General features: G+C 66.8%; 24 protein-coding genes and 4 tRNA genes. 14 read left to right on the top strand and 14 right to left on the bottom strand.

The window, feature by feature from the left end; translation table 11 throughout:
• Positions 1 to 148: 148 nt before the first annotated feature.
• Positions 149 to 589 carry a hypothetical protein gene (locus tag AC4ELS_RS05485; protein WP_064884811.1) on the top strand — a complete coding sequence of 147 codons (441 nt, stop codon included), beginning with the start codon at positions 149 to 151 and terminating at the stop codon, positions 587 to 589.
• 22 nt (positions 590 to 611) lie between these two features.
• On the opposite strand, the gene AC4ELS_RS05480 is transcribed toward AC4ELS_RS05485, so the two are convergent.
• Entirely contained in the window at positions 612 to 1,196 is a 585-nt protein-coding gene (locus AC4ELS_RS05480; RefSeq protein ID WP_055117677.1) for a TetR/AcrR family transcriptional regulator, read from the bottom strand.
• Between the two features lie 80 nt (positions 1,197 to 1,276).
• On the opposite strand from AC4ELS_RS05480, the gene AC4ELS_RS05475 reads away from it, so the two are divergent.
• A complete protein-coding gene (locus AC4ELS_RS05475; RefSeq protein WP_064884814.1) occupies positions 1,277 to 2,287 on the top strand; it encodes an oxygenase MpaB family protein in 1,011 nt (336 codons plus the stop codon).
• A 10-nt stretch (positions 2,288 to 2,297) separates the two neighbouring features.
• Here AC4ELS_RS05475 and AC4ELS_RS05470 read toward each other — a convergent pair whose 3' ends face one another.
• Positions 2,298 to 2,624: a DUF732 domain-containing protein gene (locus tag AC4ELS_RS05470; protein ID WP_236734814.1), complete on the bottom strand. Its 327-nt coding sequence runs from the start codon at positions 2,622 to 2,624 to the stop codon at positions 2,298 to 2,300.
• A 260-nt stretch (positions 2,625 to 2,884) separates the two neighbouring features.
• Between AC4ELS_RS05470 and AC4ELS_RS05465 the strand changes: the two genes are divergently transcribed.
• On the top strand, positions 2,885 to 3,250 hold the full coding sequence (locus AC4ELS_RS05465; RefSeq protein ID WP_064884817.1) for a group I truncated hemoglobin: 366 nt from the start codon (positions 2,885 to 2,887) through the stop codon (positions 3,248 to 3,250).
• 56 nt (positions 3,251 to 3,306) lie between these two features.
• On the opposite strand, the gene AC4ELS_RS05460 is transcribed toward AC4ELS_RS05465, so the two are convergent.
• A tRNA-Lys gene (locus tag AC4ELS_RS05460) sits at positions 3,307 to 3,382 on the bottom strand.
• A gap of 135 nt (positions 3,383 to 3,517) precedes the next feature.
• Here AC4ELS_RS05460 and AC4ELS_RS05455 point away from each other — a divergent pair.
• The 3 genes from AC4ELS_RS05455 to AC4ELS_RS05445 all read left to right on the top strand — a co-directional run bounded on the left by AC4ELS_RS05455 (position 3,518) and on the right by AC4ELS_RS05445 (position 3,816).
• Positions 3,518 to 3,590: transfer RNA gene (locus AC4ELS_RS05455), tRNA-Glu, on the top strand.
• A gap of 36 nt (positions 3,591 to 3,626) precedes the next feature.
• A tRNA-Asp gene (locus tag AC4ELS_RS05450) sits at positions 3,627 to 3,703 on the top strand.
• 39 nt (positions 3,704 to 3,742) lie between these two features.
• Positions 3,743 to 3,816, top strand: a tRNA-Phe gene (locus AC4ELS_RS05445).
• A gap of 137 nt (positions 3,817 to 3,953) precedes the next feature.
• On the opposite strand, the gene AC4ELS_RS05440 is transcribed toward AC4ELS_RS05445, so the two are convergent.
• The 3 genes from AC4ELS_RS05440 to AC4ELS_RS05430 all read right to left on the bottom strand — a co-directional run bounded on the left by AC4ELS_RS05440 (position 3,954) and on the right by AC4ELS_RS05430 (position 5,385).
• Positions 3,954 to 4,460 (bottom strand): hypothetical protein, encoded by a 507-nt coding sequence (locus AC4ELS_RS05440; RefSeq protein WP_254358753.1) that lies wholly within the window; start codon positions 4,458 to 4,460, stop codon positions 3,954 to 3,956.
• Positions 4,461 to 4,528: 68 nt separating this feature from the next.
• Positions 4,529 to 4,837, bottom strand: a complete 309-nt coding sequence (locus tag AC4ELS_RS05435; RefSeq protein ID WP_082941761.1) for a hypothetical protein — start codon at positions 4,835 to 4,837, stop codon at positions 4,529 to 4,531.
• Positions 4,838 to 4,893: 56 nt separating this feature from the next.
• Positions 4,894 to 5,385, bottom strand: a complete 492-nt coding sequence (locus AC4ELS_RS05430; protein WP_064884853.1) for a hypothetical protein — start codon at positions 5,383 to 5,385, stop codon at positions 4,894 to 4,896.
• Positions 5,386 to 5,436: 51 nt separating this feature from the next.
• Here AC4ELS_RS05430 and AC4ELS_RS05425 point away from each other — a divergent pair, with 51 nt between their 5' ends.
• Entirely contained in the window at positions 5,437 to 5,784 is a 348-nt protein-coding gene (locus AC4ELS_RS05425; protein ID WP_064958907.1) for a DUF2200 domain-containing protein, read from the top strand.
• A 160-nt stretch (positions 5,785 to 5,944) separates the two neighbouring features.
• Here the strand turns inward: AC4ELS_RS05425 and AC4ELS_RS05420 are convergent, their stop codons facing one another.
• Entirely contained in the window at positions 5,945 to 6,577 is a 633-nt protein-coding gene (locus AC4ELS_RS05420; RefSeq protein WP_499046251.1) for a hypothetical protein, read from the bottom strand.
• Positions 6,578 to 6,698: 121 nt separating this feature from the next.
• Here AC4ELS_RS05420 and AC4ELS_RS05415 point away from each other — a divergent pair, with 121 nt between their 5' ends.
• Complete coding sequence (locus AC4ELS_RS05415) at positions 6,699 to 6,830, top strand: hypothetical protein (RefSeq protein ID WP_302050791.1); 132 nt, start codon at positions 6,699 to 6,701, stop codon at positions 6,828 to 6,830.
• Positions 6,831 to 6,849: 19 nt separating this feature from the next.
• On the opposite strand, the gene AC4ELS_RS05410 is transcribed toward AC4ELS_RS05415, so the two are convergent.
• A complete protein-coding gene (locus AC4ELS_RS05410; protein WP_499046248.1) occupies positions 6,850 to 7,062 on the bottom strand; it encodes a hypothetical protein in 213 nt (70 codons plus the stop codon).
• Positions 7,063 to 7,200: 138 nt separating this feature from the next.
• On the opposite strand from AC4ELS_RS05410, the gene AC4ELS_RS05405 reads away from it, so the two are divergent.
• On the top strand, positions 7,201 to 7,656 hold the full coding sequence (locus AC4ELS_RS05405) for a bacteriocin immunity protein (protein WP_448448280.1): 456 nt from the start codon (positions 7,201 to 7,203) through the stop codon (positions 7,654 to 7,656).
• 11 nt (positions 7,657 to 7,667) lie between these two features.
• Here AC4ELS_RS05405 and AC4ELS_RS05400 read toward each other — a convergent pair whose 3' ends face one another.
• From AC4ELS_RS05400 to AC4ELS_RS05385, 4 genes are read right to left on the bottom strand one after another with little or no spacing between them, the layout of a single operon-like run.
• A complete protein-coding gene (locus AC4ELS_RS05400) occupies positions 7,668 to 8,486 on the bottom strand; it encodes a L,D-transpeptidase (RefSeq protein WP_448448281.1) in 819 nt (272 codons plus the stop codon).
• A gap of 38 nt (positions 8,487 to 8,524) precedes the next feature.
• On the bottom strand, positions 8,525 to 8,707 hold the full coding sequence (locus AC4ELS_RS05395; RefSeq protein WP_448448282.1) for an SCO6045 C-terminal-like domain-containing protein: 183 nt from the start codon (positions 8,705 to 8,707) through the stop codon (positions 8,525 to 8,527).
• Positions 8,704 to 9,570: an MbnB/TglH/ChrH family RiPP precursor modification enzyme gene (locus AC4ELS_RS05390; RefSeq protein WP_499046244.1), complete on the bottom strand. Its 867-nt coding sequence runs from the start codon at positions 9,568 to 9,570 to the stop codon at positions 8,704 to 8,706. The genes AC4ELS_RS05395 and AC4ELS_RS05390 overlap by 4 nt, the downstream gene beginning before the upstream one ends.
• The gene (locus AC4ELS_RS05385; RefSeq protein WP_448448284.1) at positions 9,567 to 10,487 is read right to left on the bottom strand and encodes a TIGR04222 domain-containing membrane protein; all 921 of its coding nucleotides are present in this window, start codon (positions 10,485 to 10,487) and stop codon (positions 9,567 to 9,569) included. The genes AC4ELS_RS05390 and AC4ELS_RS05385 overlap by 4 nt, the downstream gene beginning before the upstream one ends.
• 334 nt (positions 10,488 to 10,821) lie before the next feature.
• Between AC4ELS_RS05385 and AC4ELS_RS05380 the strand changes: the two genes are divergently transcribed.
• From AC4ELS_RS05380 to AC4ELS_RS05370, 3 genes are read left to right on the top strand one after another with little or no spacing between them, the layout of a single operon-like run.
• On the top strand, positions 10,822 to 11,388 hold the full coding sequence (locus tag AC4ELS_RS05380; RefSeq protein ID WP_064958914.1) for a YdcF family protein: 567 nt from the start codon (positions 10,822 to 10,824) through the stop codon (positions 11,386 to 11,388).
• 22 nt (positions 11,389 to 11,410) lie between these two features.
• Positions 11,411 to 11,653 (top strand): hypothetical protein, encoded by a 243-nt coding sequence (locus tag AC4ELS_RS05375; protein ID WP_448448285.1) that lies wholly within the window; start codon positions 11,411 to 11,413, stop codon positions 11,651 to 11,653.
• Between the two features lie 24 nt (positions 11,654 to 11,677).
• Positions 11,678 to 12,277, top strand: a complete 600-nt coding sequence (locus AC4ELS_RS05370; RefSeq protein WP_064884871.1) for a TetR/AcrR family transcriptional regulator — start codon at positions 11,678 to 11,680, stop codon at positions 12,275 to 12,277.
• Here AC4ELS_RS05370 and AC4ELS_RS05365 read toward each other — a convergent pair.
• A complete protein-coding gene (locus AC4ELS_RS05365; RefSeq protein WP_448448286.1) occupies positions 12,270 to 12,746 on the bottom strand; it encodes a DUF2834 domain-containing protein in 477 nt (158 codons plus the stop codon). The two genes, AC4ELS_RS05370 and AC4ELS_RS05365, sit on opposite strands and share 8 nt — an antisense overlap.
• 90 nt (positions 12,747 to 12,836) lie before the next feature.
• Between AC4ELS_RS05365 and AC4ELS_RS05360 the strand changes: the two genes are divergently transcribed.
• The gene (locus AC4ELS_RS05360) at positions 12,837 to 13,442 is read left to right on the top strand and encodes a TetR/AcrR family transcriptional regulator (protein WP_064884875.1); all 606 of its coding nucleotides are present in this window, start codon (positions 12,837 to 12,839) and stop codon (positions 13,440 to 13,442) included.
• 76 nt (positions 13,443 to 13,518) lie between these two features.
• Complete coding sequence (locus tag AC4ELS_RS05355; protein WP_498888787.1) at positions 13,519 to 15,075, top strand: phytoene desaturase family protein; 1,557 nt, start codon at positions 13,519 to 13,521, stop codon at positions 15,073 to 15,075.
• Here AC4ELS_RS05355 and AC4ELS_RS05350 read toward each other — a convergent pair.
• The gene (locus AC4ELS_RS05350; RefSeq protein ID WP_064884879.1) at positions 15,072 to 15,419 is read right to left on the bottom strand and encodes a UBP-type zinc finger domain-containing protein; all 348 of its coding nucleotides are present in this window, start codon (positions 15,417 to 15,419) and stop codon (positions 15,072 to 15,074) included. The two genes, AC4ELS_RS05355 and AC4ELS_RS05350, sit on opposite strands and share 4 nt — an antisense overlap.
• Between the last annotated feature and the right edge of the window lie 22 nt (positions 15,420 to 15,441).

Raw genomic sequence — 15,441 nt, 5'->3', positions numbered from 1 at the left:
CCCGCTGCCGACTAAAATCCAGGTCAGCTCCCAAAGAGTGTTGCCGTGACACCTTGTCGCGGACCGCGGGGTTGCTGACACGTACGGCCGAAAGCGCCGTCGCCCCACCTCTCCGGGAGAGATCGCCGGACGGGGAAGGTCGGGCCATATGAAGATCGCGATCGGGTTCGGAAGCGCTATCGGCATGTCCGCGGCGGGTTTTGCGTTCGCGGTGATGGGGGCGGGGGCGGCTCAGGCGGCGCCGGACGTCGTAGGGCAGACATACAGTGACGCGGTCAGCACCATCGAGGACGGTGGCGGCACGGCGCACGTCGCGGTGACCGTGGGCAGCCGGTTGCCGCGTGACGAGTGCATTGTCACCAACGCCTGGACCGTGCGCCAGCTGGTGCCGCAGACTTCCGACACGTACTACGAATACCGCGAGGACGTGACAGAGGTGTCGCTCAACTGCGACGGTGACCACGCCACCGAGGCTCACCCCGGTGCGTCCATCGCCAGCCCGGCCGGACGTGAGGCCAAGGCTGCCGAAGACGAGGCCGCGGCCGCCGAGCAAGCGCCGATCGCCGAGGCCAGTACCCCCGACGAGTAGCCGGGGACCTCGGGGAGTCTGCTCAGAAACTGCCGATGCGCCCGAGCAGCATGTCGACGCAGTAGTCGATGAACTGTTCGCGGCTGGCCGGCAGCCTCTCGTCGAGGTAGGCGCTGAACAACGCCGTCAGTGCTCCGATCAGGCTGGTGGCGACCATGGCCTGGCGCACCGGGTCGGCGATGCGGGTCAGTTTGCGCTGCAGCAGTCCGATGAAGTTGGGCATCCATTCCGCGCCCGAGCGGGTCAGCACCGGTTCGGATTCCGGGGCCAGCAGCAGCACGCGGCCCTGGGTGGGGTCGTCCACCATCAGTGCGACGAAACGCTCGACCGCGTCGCGGGGCGTAGCCGCCGTGGTCAGGGCCGACATCGCCCGGGCGCAGACGTCGTCGTAGACGGCCCGGACGAACGTGTCACGGTCGCTGAAACTCTCGTAGAAGTAGCGTTCGGTGAGTTCGGCCGCACGGCAGACGGCGCGGACGGTCAGGGCCGGGCCCTCGGCTTTGCCGAGTAGGCCGACCCCCGCTGCGATCAGCTCGTCGCGACGACGGGCCGCGCGTTCCTGCAGCGGAACGCCCGACCATCGGCCGCGTCGTTGACCGGATGGCACATCTACTCCTAAGCTCTGATGACAACGTGTGTAGTCACAATTGAAACAGGACCTTCGTTCTGCCGGCAGAAAGCGCACCTGTGACACAAGATACTTCTGAGACATGCCCGGTGACCAGCGGTTCCGATGCGGTGGCGGCGGGTTGCCCAGCTGCCCCGGGCGGGTACGAGGCACCGCCGATACCCCTCGGGCCGGATTCGCTGACGTGGAAGTACTTCGGTGACTGGCGCGGCATGCTGCAGGGTCCGTGGGCCGGTTCGATGCAGAACATGCATCCGCAACTCGGTGCGGCCGTCGAGGAGCACTCGATCTTCTTTCAGGAGCGCTGGCCCCGGCTGCTGCGCTCGCTGTACCCCATCGGCGGCGTCGTGTTCGACGGCGATCGGGCGCCGCAGACCGGCGCCGAGGTGCGCGACTACCACGTCAACATCAAAGGCGTGGACGCTCAGGGGCGCCGCTATCACGCGTTGAACCCCGAGGTCTTCTACTGGGCGCATTCGACGTTTTTCGTCGGCACGATCATCGTTGCCGACCGGCTCGCAGGCGGGATCTCCGAGGCCGAGAAGCGGCAGCTCTTCGAGGAGCACAAGCAGTGGTACTCGATGTACGGGATGAGCATGCGCCCCGTACCGGAGACCTGGGAGGACTTCCAGGTCTACTGGGAACACATGTGTTGCAACGTGTTGGAGAACAACACCGCGGCCCGTGAGGTCTTGGATCTGTCCGAGCTGCCCAAGCCGCCGTTCGCGTCGAAGATGCCCGACTGGATGTGGGCGCTGCAGCGCAAGTATGTGGTGCACCCGCTGTTCGTCTGGTTCACCGTCGGTCTGTATCACCCAGCGGTGCGCGAACTGATGGGCTACACCTGGTCGGAGCGCGACGAGAAAGTACATCGCCTGTTGGGCAAGGTGATTGGCAAGGTGTTCGCAGTGGTGCCGCGTCGGCGCCGCATGCATCCGCGGGCGCGCACCGCGTGGGATCGGGTCACCGGCCGTCTCCCGGCGGACGCACCGCTGGTGCACACGCCGGCCCGCAACCTGCCGCCAATCGGCCACCGCGACAACGGGATGCACTACTGCCCGAAGGTCTGAGCGGACCGCCTCAGCGCCCGACGAACGGGGCGTTCTGTGGGCAGTAGACCTTGACCGCACCCCGGACCAGGTTTGCCGCCTGGTGCTTGTCGATGCCCGCCTGGTTCATCAGCTGGCTGATCACTCCACGCACCGTGCGGGCGGGCTCGATCTTGCCCTTCGTCAGCGCGTCGCAGACGCCGCGACCGACCTGGCCGGCCTCCTCGGCGGACGTGGTGGGGATTTTCAGGTCGTTGACGATCGTGAAGAACTGGTCGTCCTGAGTGTCCGCGTGGGCCGGCGCGACCCCGAATGCGGCGCTGGCCGCGAGCGCGGCGGCGCCGATCGCGGTCGCCATGGCTCGAGTGCGTAGGCGCCGGGAGAACATGCTGCTGACTCCTTCATGCTGTCGACCTCGACCGTGAACATGATCGTGAGGTTTCTCGGCGATCTCGCCATCTTCGTTACGTTGGGCCGTCCGACCTCAGTGCACCACGATAAACGGCCCTGGCCCACGCCGCGCAGGCCGCGTCGTCGCGTCGCGCCCGTGAGGCGGCCGTAGCGGCTCGGCTACGCGTCTGAAATTGGGCGGCAACGACGCCAGGCGAGGCTGGCCCCATGACGACCATCTATGACCAGATCGGCGGAGGAGAGGCACTCGAGACCGTCGTCGAGGACTTCTATCGGCGGGTGCTCGCGGACGACGAGCTGGCCGGGTTCTTCACCGGGACCAACATGGCCAGGCTCAAGGGCAAGCAGGTCGAGTTCTTCGCCGCGGCACTGGGCGGCCCCGTGCCCTACAGCGGCGCACCGATGCGTCAGGTCCATCAAGGGCGCGGCATCACGATGCATCACTTCAAACTGGTGGCAGGCCACCTCGCCGACGGCCTCGCCGGTGCCGGAGTGCCTGAACCGATCGTGGGCCAGATCATCGCCGCGATCGCTCCGCTGGCCGACGAGATCGCGACGGCGCGCAGCGCGTAATCCGCTGGAGCGCGGAGCGCGTGAACCGCACCGTGACCCGCCTTGCGGCGGGTGTGTGGTGCCCCCAGTAGGGCTCGAACCTACGACCTGCGGATTAAAAGTCCGTAGCTCTACCAACTGAGCTATAGGGGCGCGAGAAGACAGGGTACAAGATGACCGAAATTGGTGCTGCGACCACCTGGTTTGAAGATTTGGGCATCCGTACCCTAAGCTATCGAAGCTCCCAACGAACGAGGTTGATGAGTACCCCGGAGAGATTCGGATTAGGCCCCCATCGTCTAGTGGCCTAGGACGCCGCCCTTTCACGGCGGTAGCACGGGTTCGAATCCCGTTGGGGGTACGCAACGCGGAAACGTGGAGCATGCTGGAAAAGTAAGGCCCTGTGGCGCAGTTGGTTAGCGCGCCGCCCTGTCACGGCGGAGGTCGCGGGTTCGAGTCCCGTCAGGGTCGCCATCACGGCGAGGCACTTCGGTCTAAGGCCGACGGCCTTCCGGCCAGGTAGCTCAGTTGGTACGAGCGTCCGCCTGAAAAGCGGAAGGTCGCCGGTTCGATCCCGGCCCTGGCCACTGAGAGAACCCATCGGCGACGGTGGGTTTTTCTGCATTCTGGGGACGTTCCGGCATGAGCGCATATTGGTAGAGCCGCCGCCTATCGACGGGTCCGCAAGGGTGTGCCCGTGGCGAGCAACCAAGTTCCGGGGTCTTCACGTCAGCCGCGGCGCCAGTGCTCGGCTCCACACCTCTCGCGTGGCGATGCCGAGGAGCACCAGGAGGAACACGAGCAGCGGCGGAAGATCGAGCTGACCTCCGCCGAGGAACCCCGCTCGTTCGTATAGCGCGGTGAGGATGATCGCCGCGCCGATTATCGGAGCGAGCACGGTCCCCGCACCTGACAGCCACCGCCGCCCGAGGACGGCTTCGACGAGCGCCGCGATCACGGTGACGGCCAAGGCGGCCACTGAGACGGTCACGATGATGTTCGCGCTGTAGAACGGGTCGGCCAAGGCCGACGGCGGCTGGTCGGTCAACGGTTCATAGGCGGTCCAGCCGTAGTCGGCTTGGCCCAGGCCGGAGCCGAAAATGGAATCGGCGCTGTAGTCGGCGTAGCGCCGCGGCATCCCGCCGCCCATCGTCAATCCCAGCTCCGACATCAGCCGAGCGACGACGAATATCCACCAGCTCACATGGCCGACGACCCTGGCAACACCCACACGGCGGAGTCTATCTACCCCACAACCGAAGTCGGTGGCGCAGCAAAGAGACGGGCCGTGCCTTCGCGTCACCAGGCAAGCTGCAACGTGAAGAGCGAGAGCAGCGCGAACGGCGCAGAGGCCACGAGCACCAGCACGATCGGGATGATCGCGCGGCCGGTGACCACGGACACCCATGCACCCAGGGCGGCGACGATGCTCCCGACCGCAGCGGCTCGGACACCTGCCACGTCGGCCCCAGGCGGCACGACGCCATTCTCGAACTTCGACGCCATGTTCGTGTCGGAAAGCACGGTGAATGCCAGCACGTATGCGATGACCATCGCCACGATGCCGATCATCGACAGTGCAGGGTTGCGGCGCAGTTCGCGGCTCATGGCACCATCGTTGGCCAAACGGCCCGCGGCCGGATCAGTAGAACTACGTGGACACGTCAGTCGATGAGGCTCACGAGTGCGGGATCGGCGAACAGCGCCGTCGGGATCCCGAGAACCTGGTTGGGGCGGACTCGCAGCACGATCAGGGCACCGGCCGGGCGGACCGAGATGATGTTGCTGCGGCTGATGACCAGAGTGGACGCCGGGGTGTCGATACGGATTCGGGTTTCGTCACCGCCGGCGGCCCATCGCGAACCGGTACGCAGAACTCGCCGGTTCGGGATGTAGGCGCACACCAGACTCACCAAGACTGCGAACGCCGCGTACACCGCAGCTGCCCCCGCGAATATGACGGACCCGACGAGCCACCCGCTGCCGTTGACGACACACACCGCGGCGGCGATCGCCGCGACCACCGTCGTGAATGTCAGCAGCCGTTTCCACAGCGCGGGTTGCCGCAGAATCGAAAGCGTTGCCCGGCGCGCGTCGCCGGGCTGAGCGGTCCACTCCGTGGTGGCCTTGGGGATCTGATCCACGCTGCCGGTCACGACAGCAGTCTGGCACGGCGCGGGGACACCACCGGGCCGTAGCCTCGATGCATGGAGCACCGGATCTTCGGCACCGCCGTTGCCGCGGTGTACCCGCACTACCTGGCGAAGATGCAGCGCAAGGGCCGTACACAGGCCGAACTCGATGAGGCGATCTGCTGGCTGACCGGGTTCGACGAGACGACTCTGCGGGGCCATCTCGATGACGAGACCTCGTTCTCGGAGTTCTTTGCCGACGCCTCTCTGAACCCGAACGCCTCGCTCATCACAGGCGTCGTCTGCGGGGTGAAGGTGCAGGAGATCGAGGACCCGCTGATGCGAAAGATCCGCTACCTCGACAAGCTGGTCGACGAGCTCGCGCGCGGCAAGCCCATGAACAAGGTGCTGCGCACGGCGTAGTCGGGATCCCCAGGCGGTGGACTACTCCCGCACCCAGATCGCGTAATCCCAGTTTGGGACGATCAGCTCGGCCTGAGGAGCGGTTGCGCTCTCGCCGTTTTTCCGACCGCCGGCAAACCGTCTCCGAGGTGGGGCGTCGAGGAGCTCCCCGCTTCGTAGCTCAGCACCAGCAGCCGCCGAAGGACGAGGTGTGTTCGTCGGTCTCGATCGACTCCTCACGCACCACGGTGCTGCCGCGCTGCGGATCGAAGTGCAGCACCGAGCTCAAGGGGTCGTGCCGGATCCACACCGCCACCGACAGCGGATGCCCCTGGCCGATCATGTAGGAAGCCAGTTCGATGTCCCCGGGCTTCCCGAGGCTGTGGACATCGGACACCGCGGCCCGTATCCGCTGTCCCGACAGATCCGCCGCGGTGAACGCCGTCTCACCCGCGTGCAGGTCGGCAATCGAGTCCATGTCCTCCACCTCGCCGTCGCGGATCCAGTACAGGTGGAGTTGACCGTCAGCGGCGACGGCCTCGACCGAGATCAGGTTGGAGGTCACGTCCACTCGCCGCATCGGCAAGTCGCCGAGTTGTGCGCGCACCACATCCAGTTCCGCGTCCAGGCGCTGCGACGAGAACAGGTCCTCGCGTGGAACTCCGCCGAACATCTGGCTGATCCGGCCGGGTGCATCAACAGCGACCGCGACCACTGCTGCTACGGCCACGGCAACCGCTACGACGATGGTCACGATGTACTTCACCCGGAGGTTTGGTCGGGGTGCACCCGGTCCGGTGCCCGGCATGCTCATGGGCGGATGTTTCCACAGCCCGGTGCCCCAAGCAGTCGCGGGGCCCAATCCATGTGCCGCAGCGCTCCTCTGCGTGTCCTGCCGCTGCGGCCAACGTCTTGCCCCTCGTACCCTCTCCAGCATGACCGACGGGTTCCTCGAGGAACTGGGAACTCATGGCGAAGTTCGTTTCGGATTGTCCGCTGCGAACGCGTTGGGGATGCTGCGCTCTGAATGGGTGATCGTCAAAACCGTTGCAGCCCTTCTCGACTAGCTCTGCTACGGGCTGGGTGTCACCGCTGCGGCACCCACGGCCACGTGCCTTCCCTGAGACGCCAGCGGACGAACGTGATCGCGAACGCGATCACGGAAAACGCCAGCGCCACGATCCAATCCATGCCGAAGGACAGCAACGCGAGAAAGATCACGAGCGGCGCGACGACCAGCAGGACGAAGCGGACCACGCGAACACGTCGTTGGCGGAAAGCTTCGAAATCTTCGGCCATGTATGGAACCCTACTGGGGCCGAACCCAGCCGCACCGCACCCATAAGTCGGGAGCCAACGGGTCGAACCGTCTGTGGGCGAGGCCAGGTTTCGTAGGGTCGGTCGCACCGACAGCGCAGGTTGAGCTATGGGGGTGACATGCGAGCGGAACTGAATCCAGCGATCGATGACCGTTGGGCGCCCGCGCTGGCCGAGGCGTACCGAGCACTCGAGGAGGGCCACGCGCCGGCGGAGGTCGCGGCAGGTCTTGCCCCGATGGGTGTGGTCGTCACGCCGGAGTGGCTCGACGGTGCCTTCGGTTCGGTGTCGCCGGTGGAAGCGGCGGTTGATGCGTACGTCGCCGCACACGCCGAGGAGATCGCAGCACTGGATCCGTCACGCGAGGAACTGATCGAGATGGTGCGCGAGATCCTCACCCCGCGCAGCGGGCAAGAGCTGTGGACGGACTGGTGGCTCGCCGTATTCGGGGCCCATGTCCCTCATCCGCGACCGAGTGACCTGATCTTCAACCCGCCCACCGACGTCGTACCGGAGGATTGGTCACCTTCGCGGATCGTCGATGAGGCCCTCGCCTATCGACCGTTCGTGTTCTGATTCCAGCGGACTCAGATCTGCCAGTCGTTGGAGCCGTCGTAGCGGGTGTAGGTGCCGGTCGAGTTCTGAACGATGATGGGATCGCCCGGGCGGACGGTGTCGAAGAACCACTGCGCGTTCGACGGGCTGATGTTGATGCAGCCGTGACTGACGTTGCGCTTGCCTTGATCGGCCACAGACCATGGGGCGCTGTGGACGAAGTCGCCGCTGTCGTCGAACCGGACGGCCAGATCGACGTCCAGCTTGTATCCGTTCGGCGAGTTGACCGGAACACCGTAGGTCGACGAATCCATCACCACCGAGGGCAGCTTCTCCTGAACGTAGAAGGTGCCGTTCGGAGTCTGGTGGCCGCCCGATGCCATGCCCATCGACATCGGGATGGTTTTCTCCACGGCCCCGTTGCGGGTGACGGTCAGTTGGTGGGTGGCGTCGTTGGCCGTGGCCACCAGCGCGTCCCCGATGTTGAAGTTGGACACCGTGCCGCCGGCATCCACGGTGACCGTGGTGTGGGCCGGCCAGAAGCTCAGCGGCCGCCACCGCAGCTGCGTGGGGGTGATCCAGTAGAACTTGCCGGGCACTTCCGGGACCGACGAGATGTGGATGGCGTTCTCGGTGGCACCGGCATCGTCGACGGGGCCTGGGAAGTTGATGATGACCGGCTGGGCCACACCGACGGTCGCGCCGTCGGCCGGCACGAGCCTCGGCGGCTCGAACGGAGCCGGATCTGCCTGCGCGGCACCGGCGCCCAACACCAATGCACAGCCCACTATCGAAGCCGCTCCGGCCGCCCTCAAGGCACCGAAAAGTCTTCCCCTCGTCCAGTCACTCATCGGACCATCGTGTCACGCTGCCCGGGCTGTCCGGTATTTCAGCGCCACACGGACCACCACCGGCGCTGACGAGGGGCGGCACCCGAGTGCGCGTCGCGTTTGTGACGACACACCTCGCCTGCCGCGGCCACGGCCGCCGGATCGAAACCGGGCGGCACCGGACCGTCGGCCACCAAAGCCCGGACGAGGGCTTCCTGCCGCCGAGCCAGGCTTTCGCTCATGCCCACACCTTTCGTGCGCGGGAGGTGATCGACGCGGCTCCCGCGGCCGTGGCGATCTCGTCCAGTTCGTCGAACAGCTCCGCCGCCGGCGGGTACCGCCCGTCACGCTCGAGCATGAACGGGGTGTCCACCCGCTCACGCAACGCGGTGACCAGGTCCAGCACCTCCGGTGGCGTCCGATCGGTGTGGGTGTCGTGATAGAAGTCGTCACCCTGCCGGCCACCTGCGACGTGGCTGTAGGCGACCCGCTCGACAGGGAGCCGGGCGAGCTCGCGTTGCGGGTCGAGGCCCCGATTCCGGGCATTGGCATAGACATTCGCCACGTCGAGCACCAGTAGCACGTCGGTGCGTTCCACCAGCTCGGTGAGGAATTCCGACTCGCTGAGGTCCGATTCCGGCCACTCCACGAAGGAGGCGATGTTCTCCACCGCCAGTGGTACGGGCAGCTGCGCGGAGGTACGGGTGATGTTGTGCACCAATGTATCCAGTGCCTCGCGGGTGCGGGGCACCGGCAGTAGGTGCCCCGCCTCGATCCCGCCGGCCCGCACGAAGGCGATGTGCTCGCTGACCAATGGGGATCCCAATGCCTCCGCGCAGGCCGCCAATCGACGGATTCGGGCCGCCTGCACCGGTTCCGCACCGCCCAGGGACAGCGCGACCCCGTGTGGGATCACCGGAACCCCGGCGGCCGCGAGCCCGGCGAGCATCGGATCGGGCCGGGCCCGACGGCGCCGTATCGGCACCGTCTCGGCGATCACCTCACAGAAGCCCGGCGTGAGGTCGGCCAGCAGCCCGGCGATCTCGCGGCGCCACCCCAGCCCCACGTCGCCCAGCGCGGGCACGGTGCGGGTCGCGGTGGTCATCCGCCGCACCCTCCGCAGCCGCCGCACCCACCACATCCGCTTCCACAACCACCGCCGCCGCCGTCGCCGCCGCAGGAGGCGCCACAGCCGCCACCGTCAGCGCCGCCGCCGGAGGAGTCCCCGGCCAGTTGCACGGAACTGGAGTAGTCGGAGTCCACCGCCCACAGCGCTGCGGTGCCGAACAATGCCACCGAAAGGGCCACCGCTGCCGGCCCATACGTTTCGTACGCCGGGCGCTCGGCCGGGTTGAGGTAGGCCAGGCGCCCCTGCTCGGCGGCGAGGCGTTGCCGGCCCGCTCGCGTCAGCCGGTCGACGGTGAGCAGGCGAGGCAGGACCACCGCGGTGTAGAGAACGGTCGCCAGGATTGATACCACCATTGGCACCACGTAGCTCGCATTGTTGTCGACGTGGGTCGCCAGGTACACGCAGTAGGCGATGCCGATCGCCAGCACGAGAAACGACGGTGCCGCGCCCCACCGCATCCGGGTTCGCTCGGACCGGCTGCGGAGCAGGCCACGTTCGGCCAGCTGTTCTTCCAGCGCGGCCAGGTCGGCCTGGGAATCGGTGAACAGGCCCGGCACGGTGTGCCCTGGATCGGCGGCGACCCGGGCCAGAGTCTGTTCGGTGAACCGGTCGTGCTCCGGGCCGGCGGACACTGCGCGGTCCACTCGTCCGTCGCCGGTGATCCGTCCACTGGCGCGAAGTCCGGCCAGGGCAGCGACCACCGGGGCGACCTCCGATCGCAGCAGTGCGAGCTCGGTCGGGCTGATCGGATCTTGGCTTGCGGGTCGCCGTGGGGCAGTGGCGGTCCGCCAGAGCACCGCGAAGACCGCCGCTGCGACCAGTGCGGCCAAATACCATTTCGCCTCTGCGGTCGGGGCTGACGCGTAAAAATCAAGCACTTCGTGGATCGACATCACAGTCACCTCCTGGTGTTCGGTTCAGACCACCGTGCCGGGGTTGTGCCCGTTACCGGTCACAACTTTCAGTCGGATCGCTGTGGCGCACGGCCCGGCTGAACCAGCCAGCGTGCACGGCGGGGGACAGGAGTTGGTGAGGGCTCATTGGCCGTTGAATGAGGAAAATCCGTTGCGTCAGCGGGTGTTCCGAAGCCCGTGATTTCGGGCGCGGACGTGCCGGAACACCCGGAAAGTCACAGTAGGCACACTGCGCCTCACGGATCTTATCTGTAACATCGCCCTCAGAGGCATCGATAATCACGCGTGTCGCAAAATTTTCGGGGGTGAACCTGTGCGCCGAGGGTTGGCGGCGACTGTCCTGGCCGTGACGGTGGTGCTCGGCGGGCTGAGCGCGCCCGTCGCCCAGGCAGTCCCGCCGGTGGCCGGCAAGGACTTCACCAAGCCCGCCATCGTCATCCTGGGCTACGGGCTGAAGCCGGACGGGTCGATGCGCGCGATCCTGTATCACCGTGTGCTCACGGGGCTGGCGATCGCGCAGTCGTTCCCGCAGTCGCCTGTCATCGTCACCGGCGGCAACCCGCAGAACGGTCAGACCGAGGCGGCGCAGATGCGCAATCTGCTTCTCATGCTGGGTTTCCCGGCCAACCGGATCATCGTCGAGGACAAGGCCAACAGCACCGTGCAGAACGCACAGTTCTCGGTGCCGCTGGCCAAGAAGGCCGGGGCCACCGGGATCATCGTGGTGACCTCTTCGACTCATCAGGGCCGCGCGGATCAGAACTTCGCGGACGCCGGCGGCACTGTGCTGGCCACCGTGAGCTTCCCGGACGGAAACCCGTCGGTGAACATCGCGCAGTTCGTGCGCGACGTCCTGAGCCCGATAACGCCGATCGGCTGACCTGCGGGGTTACGCTGCCGGAATGGGTCGGATCGTCTTGGCCGTCGTCGCGCTGGTGGTGGTGCTCGCACCGCCTGCCGCCGCTGAACCGGCCGCGTTGGATCCGACCGGCAACCGTTCCGGGGGGCCCGTTCCGACGGTCAACGGGGTGCCGTGTGTGGGCGGCAATCTCGGGGTCTGTCTGAGCTTCCGGCAGAACCGGCCACCGTCCGCCAGTCCGGGGGCGCGGTCCAGCGTCGGCCATAGCCCCACCGTGCGTCGTTGACCGGCACTACCATGGCAGCCCGAGATGAACAGTCCTACGACGTCGGTTGAGGCCGACAAGAGCGCGTTCCGGTCGCGGCTGCTCGATGCCATGATTCAGTCGGTCGTCGAGGACGGCTATCAGAACACCACGGTCGCCGACATCGTGCGGCGGGCCAAGACGTCGCGCCGCACGTTCTATGAGCACTTCGCCAGCCGTGAGGAGTGTTTCGTTGCGCTGTTGACGACGGTCAACACCAAGCATGTGCGGGAGATCGCCCGGGTGGTCGATCGTGATGCGCCGTGGCAGGCTCAGGTCCGCCAGGCGGTCGAGGCGTGGATCGGCTCGTATCAGGCCCACCCAGAGTTGATGCTGGCCTGGATTCGCGATCTGCCGACCATGGGGACCGCGGCGCGGACGCTGCAACGCGAGTCGATGGAGAACTTCGTCGCGATGGTGCAGGTGATGACCAGCTCTGAGGCGTTCCGAGCGGCCGGGGTGTCGATCTCTCGGCGCCGCACGATCATGATGATCGGCGGGTTGCGTGAGCTCACCGCGATGACCGTCGAGAGCGGCGGCGAGGTGGGCGAGATCATCGAGGACGCGGTGCAGGCCTGCACCGCGATGTTGACCCCGCTCAGCTGACGGTGACCTCGGCCTGCTGGTGGCGGCGCTGCCGTTCGATGGTGGCGAAGTAGAAGGCGAACGCGAACGCGAAGCTGGTGAACAGGCTCGCGACAAAGAACAGCCAGGGATGGCGGATGCCGCGTCGTAGCCCATCGATGATCGTAAACAGCGGCAGCAGAATGACATTCGCGATCGTGTAGTCGGCGCTGGCGGAGCCGGCGGCGGGGTTGGTGTAGCCGAGAGCGATGAACTCGGCCCAACTTCCGGGCCCCCAGATCGGGTTGCCGCCGGGTACGGCGTACTGCGCGACGAACCGCATGTTGAAGTACCAGCAGATCGGGATCGATGCGAGGCCGACGACGTAGAAGGCCAGTTCGACGCGGGACAGCGCCGGCCCGGGCGGGCGGGCGAAGATCCCAGGGTTCAGCCGGATGACGAGCGCGACGACGGCCGCGCCCAGAATTGCATGAACGATGAGCGACACCATGGCGTGAGCACACTCGCGATCCGAAGTTTTGTCAATATTGACATTTCGAGTCGTCCGGGTACGGCTCGGCGATACGGTAATTTCACTGCCATGGCCAGGCCCGCGCAGACCGCGCGCAGTGAGCGCACGCGCGAGGCGCTGCGGCAGGCCGCGTTGGTGCGATTTCTCGCCCAAGGGGTCGAAGACACCTCGGCCGAACAGATCGCCGCGGACGCCGGGGTCTCCCTGCGCACGTTCTACCGGCATTTCACGTCCAAACACGACCTGCTGTTCGCGGACTACGATGCCGGTCTGCACTGGTTTCGCGCTGCGCTGGCCGAACGCCCCGCGTCGGAATCGGTCCTCGATTCGGTGCAGTCGGCCATCCTGGCGTTCCCCTACGACGTCGACGCGGTGACGAAAATCGCCAGCATGCGCGCAGTGGAACTCGACCCCGACCGGATCGTGCGCCACATTCGCCAGGTCGAATCGGACTTCGCCGACGCGGTCGCCGAACTGCTCGTTGCCCGTCGGGGCCAGGTCCCGCAGGGCGATGACCGGCTGCGGATCGTGGTGACGGCCCGATGCGTTGCGGCCTCGGTGTTCGGCGCCATGGAGTTGTGGATGGTGGGCAACGAGGCGGGGGAGCGATCGCTGCCCGAACTGGCGCGGATGTGCCGGACCGCGCTGGAAGCGTTGCGCTCCGGGCTGGATTGAGTCCGAGCTCGGTGCCGCTTCGTCCAATGTTTTGTCATTATTGACAAAACATCCGGATCGGTGCCAGCCTCAAGCGATGGCGGACTACGACGCGATCGTGATCGGCGCCGGGCACAACGGGTTGGCCGCGGCAGCTCTGTTGGCGCGGGCCGGAATGCGCACCCTGTGTCTGGAGGCCAAGCGGTATGCCGGCGGGATGGCCTCGACCGTGGAGCTTTTCGACGGCTACCGCTTCGAGATCGCCGGGTCGCTGCAGTTCCCGACCTCGGCCGTGGTCAGCGCCGAGTTGGGGCTGGACGCCTTGCCGACCGTGGACCTGGAGGTCATGTCGGTGTCACTGCGTGGAATCGGCGACCCGCCGGTGGTCTACTACGCCGACCCGATGAAGATGCTGGGTCACCTCGGTGAGGTTCACGGCGCCGACGCGGTGGCCGGCATGGCGGGCCTGATGGGCTGGAGCCTGGCACCCACCCGGGCGCTGGGCCGGTTCGACGCGGGTCGCCCGCCTCGCACGCTCGATGAGATGTACGCCTGCGCGGCAACAGAATCCGAGCGGGCAGCCATCGATGACCTGCTGTTCGGGTCGGTCAGCGACGTCCTGGACCGTTACCTGCCGGACAAGGACAAGCACGGGGCGCTACGCGGCATGCTGGCATTTCTCGCGGTCAACACCACCTATCGCGGGCCGGAGACGCCGGGCAGCGCGGCCGCGCTGGCCTACGGCCTGGCGGTGCCTGACGAGAACGCCGTGCTGATGAAGAAGCTGGCCGGCGGAATCGGTGCTCTGACCGAACATCTGCACGCCCTGCTGATCGCCGCCGGGGGTGAGCTGCGGTTGCGCAGCAGCGTCGACCGGATATCGGTCGACGACGGGCGGATCACCGGCGTGCGACTGGCCGACGGTACGACGGTCACCGCGCCCGTCGTGGTGTCCGCGATCGCCCCGGACACCACGGTGACCCAGCTGATCGACCCCGAGACGCTGCCGGCCGAGGTGCGCGAGCGGTTCACCCGGATCGACCATCGTGGCAGCTATCTGCAGATGCATTTCGCCCTCGACGGAGCCCCCACCTTCGACGCTCCGTACGAGATGCTCAACGACCCTGAAATGCAGGCTGCCATCGGCCTTTTCAGCACCCCGGAGGAACTGCAGCAGCAGTGGCAGGACGCCCGTCGCGGGATCGTGCCCGTCGATCCTGCCATCGCCTTCCAGATCCCGTCGGCCCACGATCCGACGCTGGCCCCGGCGGGCAAGCATGCCGCCTCGGCGTTCGCGCTGTGGTTCCCGGTCGAGGAGTCGGCATCCGGTTACGGCGAACTCAAGGATGAGATGGGGCGGCGGGTCATCGAGAAGATCACCCGGCTGGCACCGGATTTCGAGCGGCGGATCATTCGGCACACCACGTTCACACCTCGCCACATGGGCACCATGTTCGGCGCGCCGGGTGGCGACTACTGCCACGGCCTGATCCATCCGGAGCAGATGGGACCCAATCGCCCCGGGCCCAAAGGGTATGTCGGTCAGCCGATTCCGATCGATGGTCTGTATCTGGCCAGCGCCGGGTGCCACGGCGGCCCTGGCATCACCTTCATCCCCGGTTACAACGCGGCCATGGCGGTGCTGGCCGGCTAGCGATTGCGCAGCTGTTCGGCCCAGTCCTTGGGTACCCGACCCTTGGGGCCCGGCACCGGCTGGTCCGTCGGATGATGCTGCGGCTGCGCGAGCTCGGGCCCGTCGTAGTACTGGTTGGTCTCGAAGTTCCAGAACCAGTCCTCGCCCGGCTCGAACGAGCGGATGATGGGGTGCCCGCTTTCACGCCAGTGCGCCGAGGCATGACGGGCCAGCGAATCATCGCAGCACCCGATATGGCCGCACGCCGCGCAGCGTCGCAGATGGACCCACCAGCCTCCATCGGCGGTGCACTCCGCACATCCGGGTCCGCTGGGGCGAGCGGTCGGATCGACCGGATTAGTCATATCGCTGAGCGTAGCCCCGGGT

This window comes from Mycobacterium shunyiense, from assembly GCF_058270035.1.
The sequence above is the reverse complement of the archived record's forward strand: the minus strand, read 5'-3'. Positions and strand labels throughout refer to the sequence as shown.

Excerpts from the sequence above, each read along its gene's own strand:
- AC4ELS_RS05485 (WP_064884811.1), top strand. The coding sequence starts at position 149 with ATGAAGATCGCGATCGGGTTCGGAAGCGCTATCGGCATGTCCGCGGCG.
- AC4ELS_RS05470 (WP_236734814.1), bottom strand. The coding sequence starts at position 2,624 with ATGGCGACCGCGATCGGCGCCGCCGCGCTCGCGGCCAGCGCCGCATTC.
- AC4ELS_RS05465 (WP_064884817.1), top strand. The coding sequence starts at position 2,885 with ATGACGACCATCTATGACCAGATCGGCGGAGGAGAGGCACTCGAGACC.
- AC4ELS_RS05435 (WP_082941761.1), bottom strand. The coding sequence starts at position 4,837 with ATGAGCCGCGAACTGCGCCGCAACCCTGCACTGTCGATGATCGGCATC.
- AC4ELS_RS05425 (WP_064958907.1), top strand. The coding sequence starts at position 5,437 with ATGGAGCACCGGATCTTCGGCACCGCCGTTGCCGCGGTGTACCCGCAC.
- AC4ELS_RS05420 (WP_499046251.1), bottom strand. The coding sequence starts at position 6,577 with ATGAGCATGCCGGGCACCGGACCGGGTGCACCCCGACCAAACCTCCGG.
- AC4ELS_RS05415 (WP_302050791.1), top strand. The coding sequence starts at position 6,699 with ATGACCGACGGGTTCCTCGAGGAACTGGGAACTCATGGCGAAGTTCGT.
- AC4ELS_RS05410 (WP_499046248.1), bottom strand. The coding sequence starts at position 7,062 with ATGGCCGAAGATTTCGAAGCTTTCCGCCAACGACGTGTTCGCGTGGTC.
- AC4ELS_RS05405 (WP_448448280.1), top strand. The coding sequence starts at position 7,201 with ATGCGAGCGGAACTGAATCCAGCGATCGATGACCGTTGGGCGCCCGCG.
- AC4ELS_RS05400 (WP_448448281.1), bottom strand. The coding sequence starts at position 8,486 with ATGAGTGACTGGACGAGGGGAAGACTTTTCGGTGCCTTGAGGGCGGCC.
- AC4ELS_RS05395 (WP_448448282.1), bottom strand. The coding sequence starts at position 8,707 with ATGAGCGAAAGCCTGGCTCGGCGGCAGGAAGCCCTCGTCCGGGCTTTG.
- AC4ELS_RS05390 (WP_499046244.1), bottom strand. The coding sequence starts at position 9,570 with ATGACCACCGCGACCCGCACCGTGCCCGCGCTGGGCGACGTGGGGCTG.
- AC4ELS_RS05385 (WP_448448284.1), bottom strand. The coding sequence starts at position 10,487 with ATGTCGATCCACGAAGTGCTTGATTTTTACGCGTCAGCCCCGACCGCA.
- AC4ELS_RS05375 (WP_448448285.1), top strand. The coding sequence starts at position 11,411 with ATGGGTCGGATCGTCTTGGCCGTCGTCGCGCTGGTGGTGGTGCTCGCA.
- AC4ELS_RS05370 (WP_064884871.1), top strand. The coding sequence starts at position 11,678 with ATGAACAGTCCTACGACGTCGGTTGAGGCCGACAAGAGCGCGTTCCGG.
- AC4ELS_RS05365 (WP_448448286.1), bottom strand. The coding sequence starts at position 12,746 with ATGGTGTCGCTCATCGTTCATGCAATTCTGGGCGCGGCCGTCGTCGCG.
- AC4ELS_RS05360 (WP_064884875.1), top strand. The coding sequence starts at position 12,837 with ATGGCCAGGCCCGCGCAGACCGCGCGCAGTGAGCGCACGCGCGAGGCG.
- AC4ELS_RS05355 (WP_498888787.1), top strand. The coding sequence starts at position 13,519 with ATGGCGGACTACGACGCGATCGTGATCGGCGCCGGGCACAACGGGTTG.
- AC4ELS_RS05350 (WP_064884879.1), bottom strand. The coding sequence starts at position 15,419 with ATGACTAATCCGGTCGATCCGACCGCTCGCCCCAGCGGACCCGGATGT.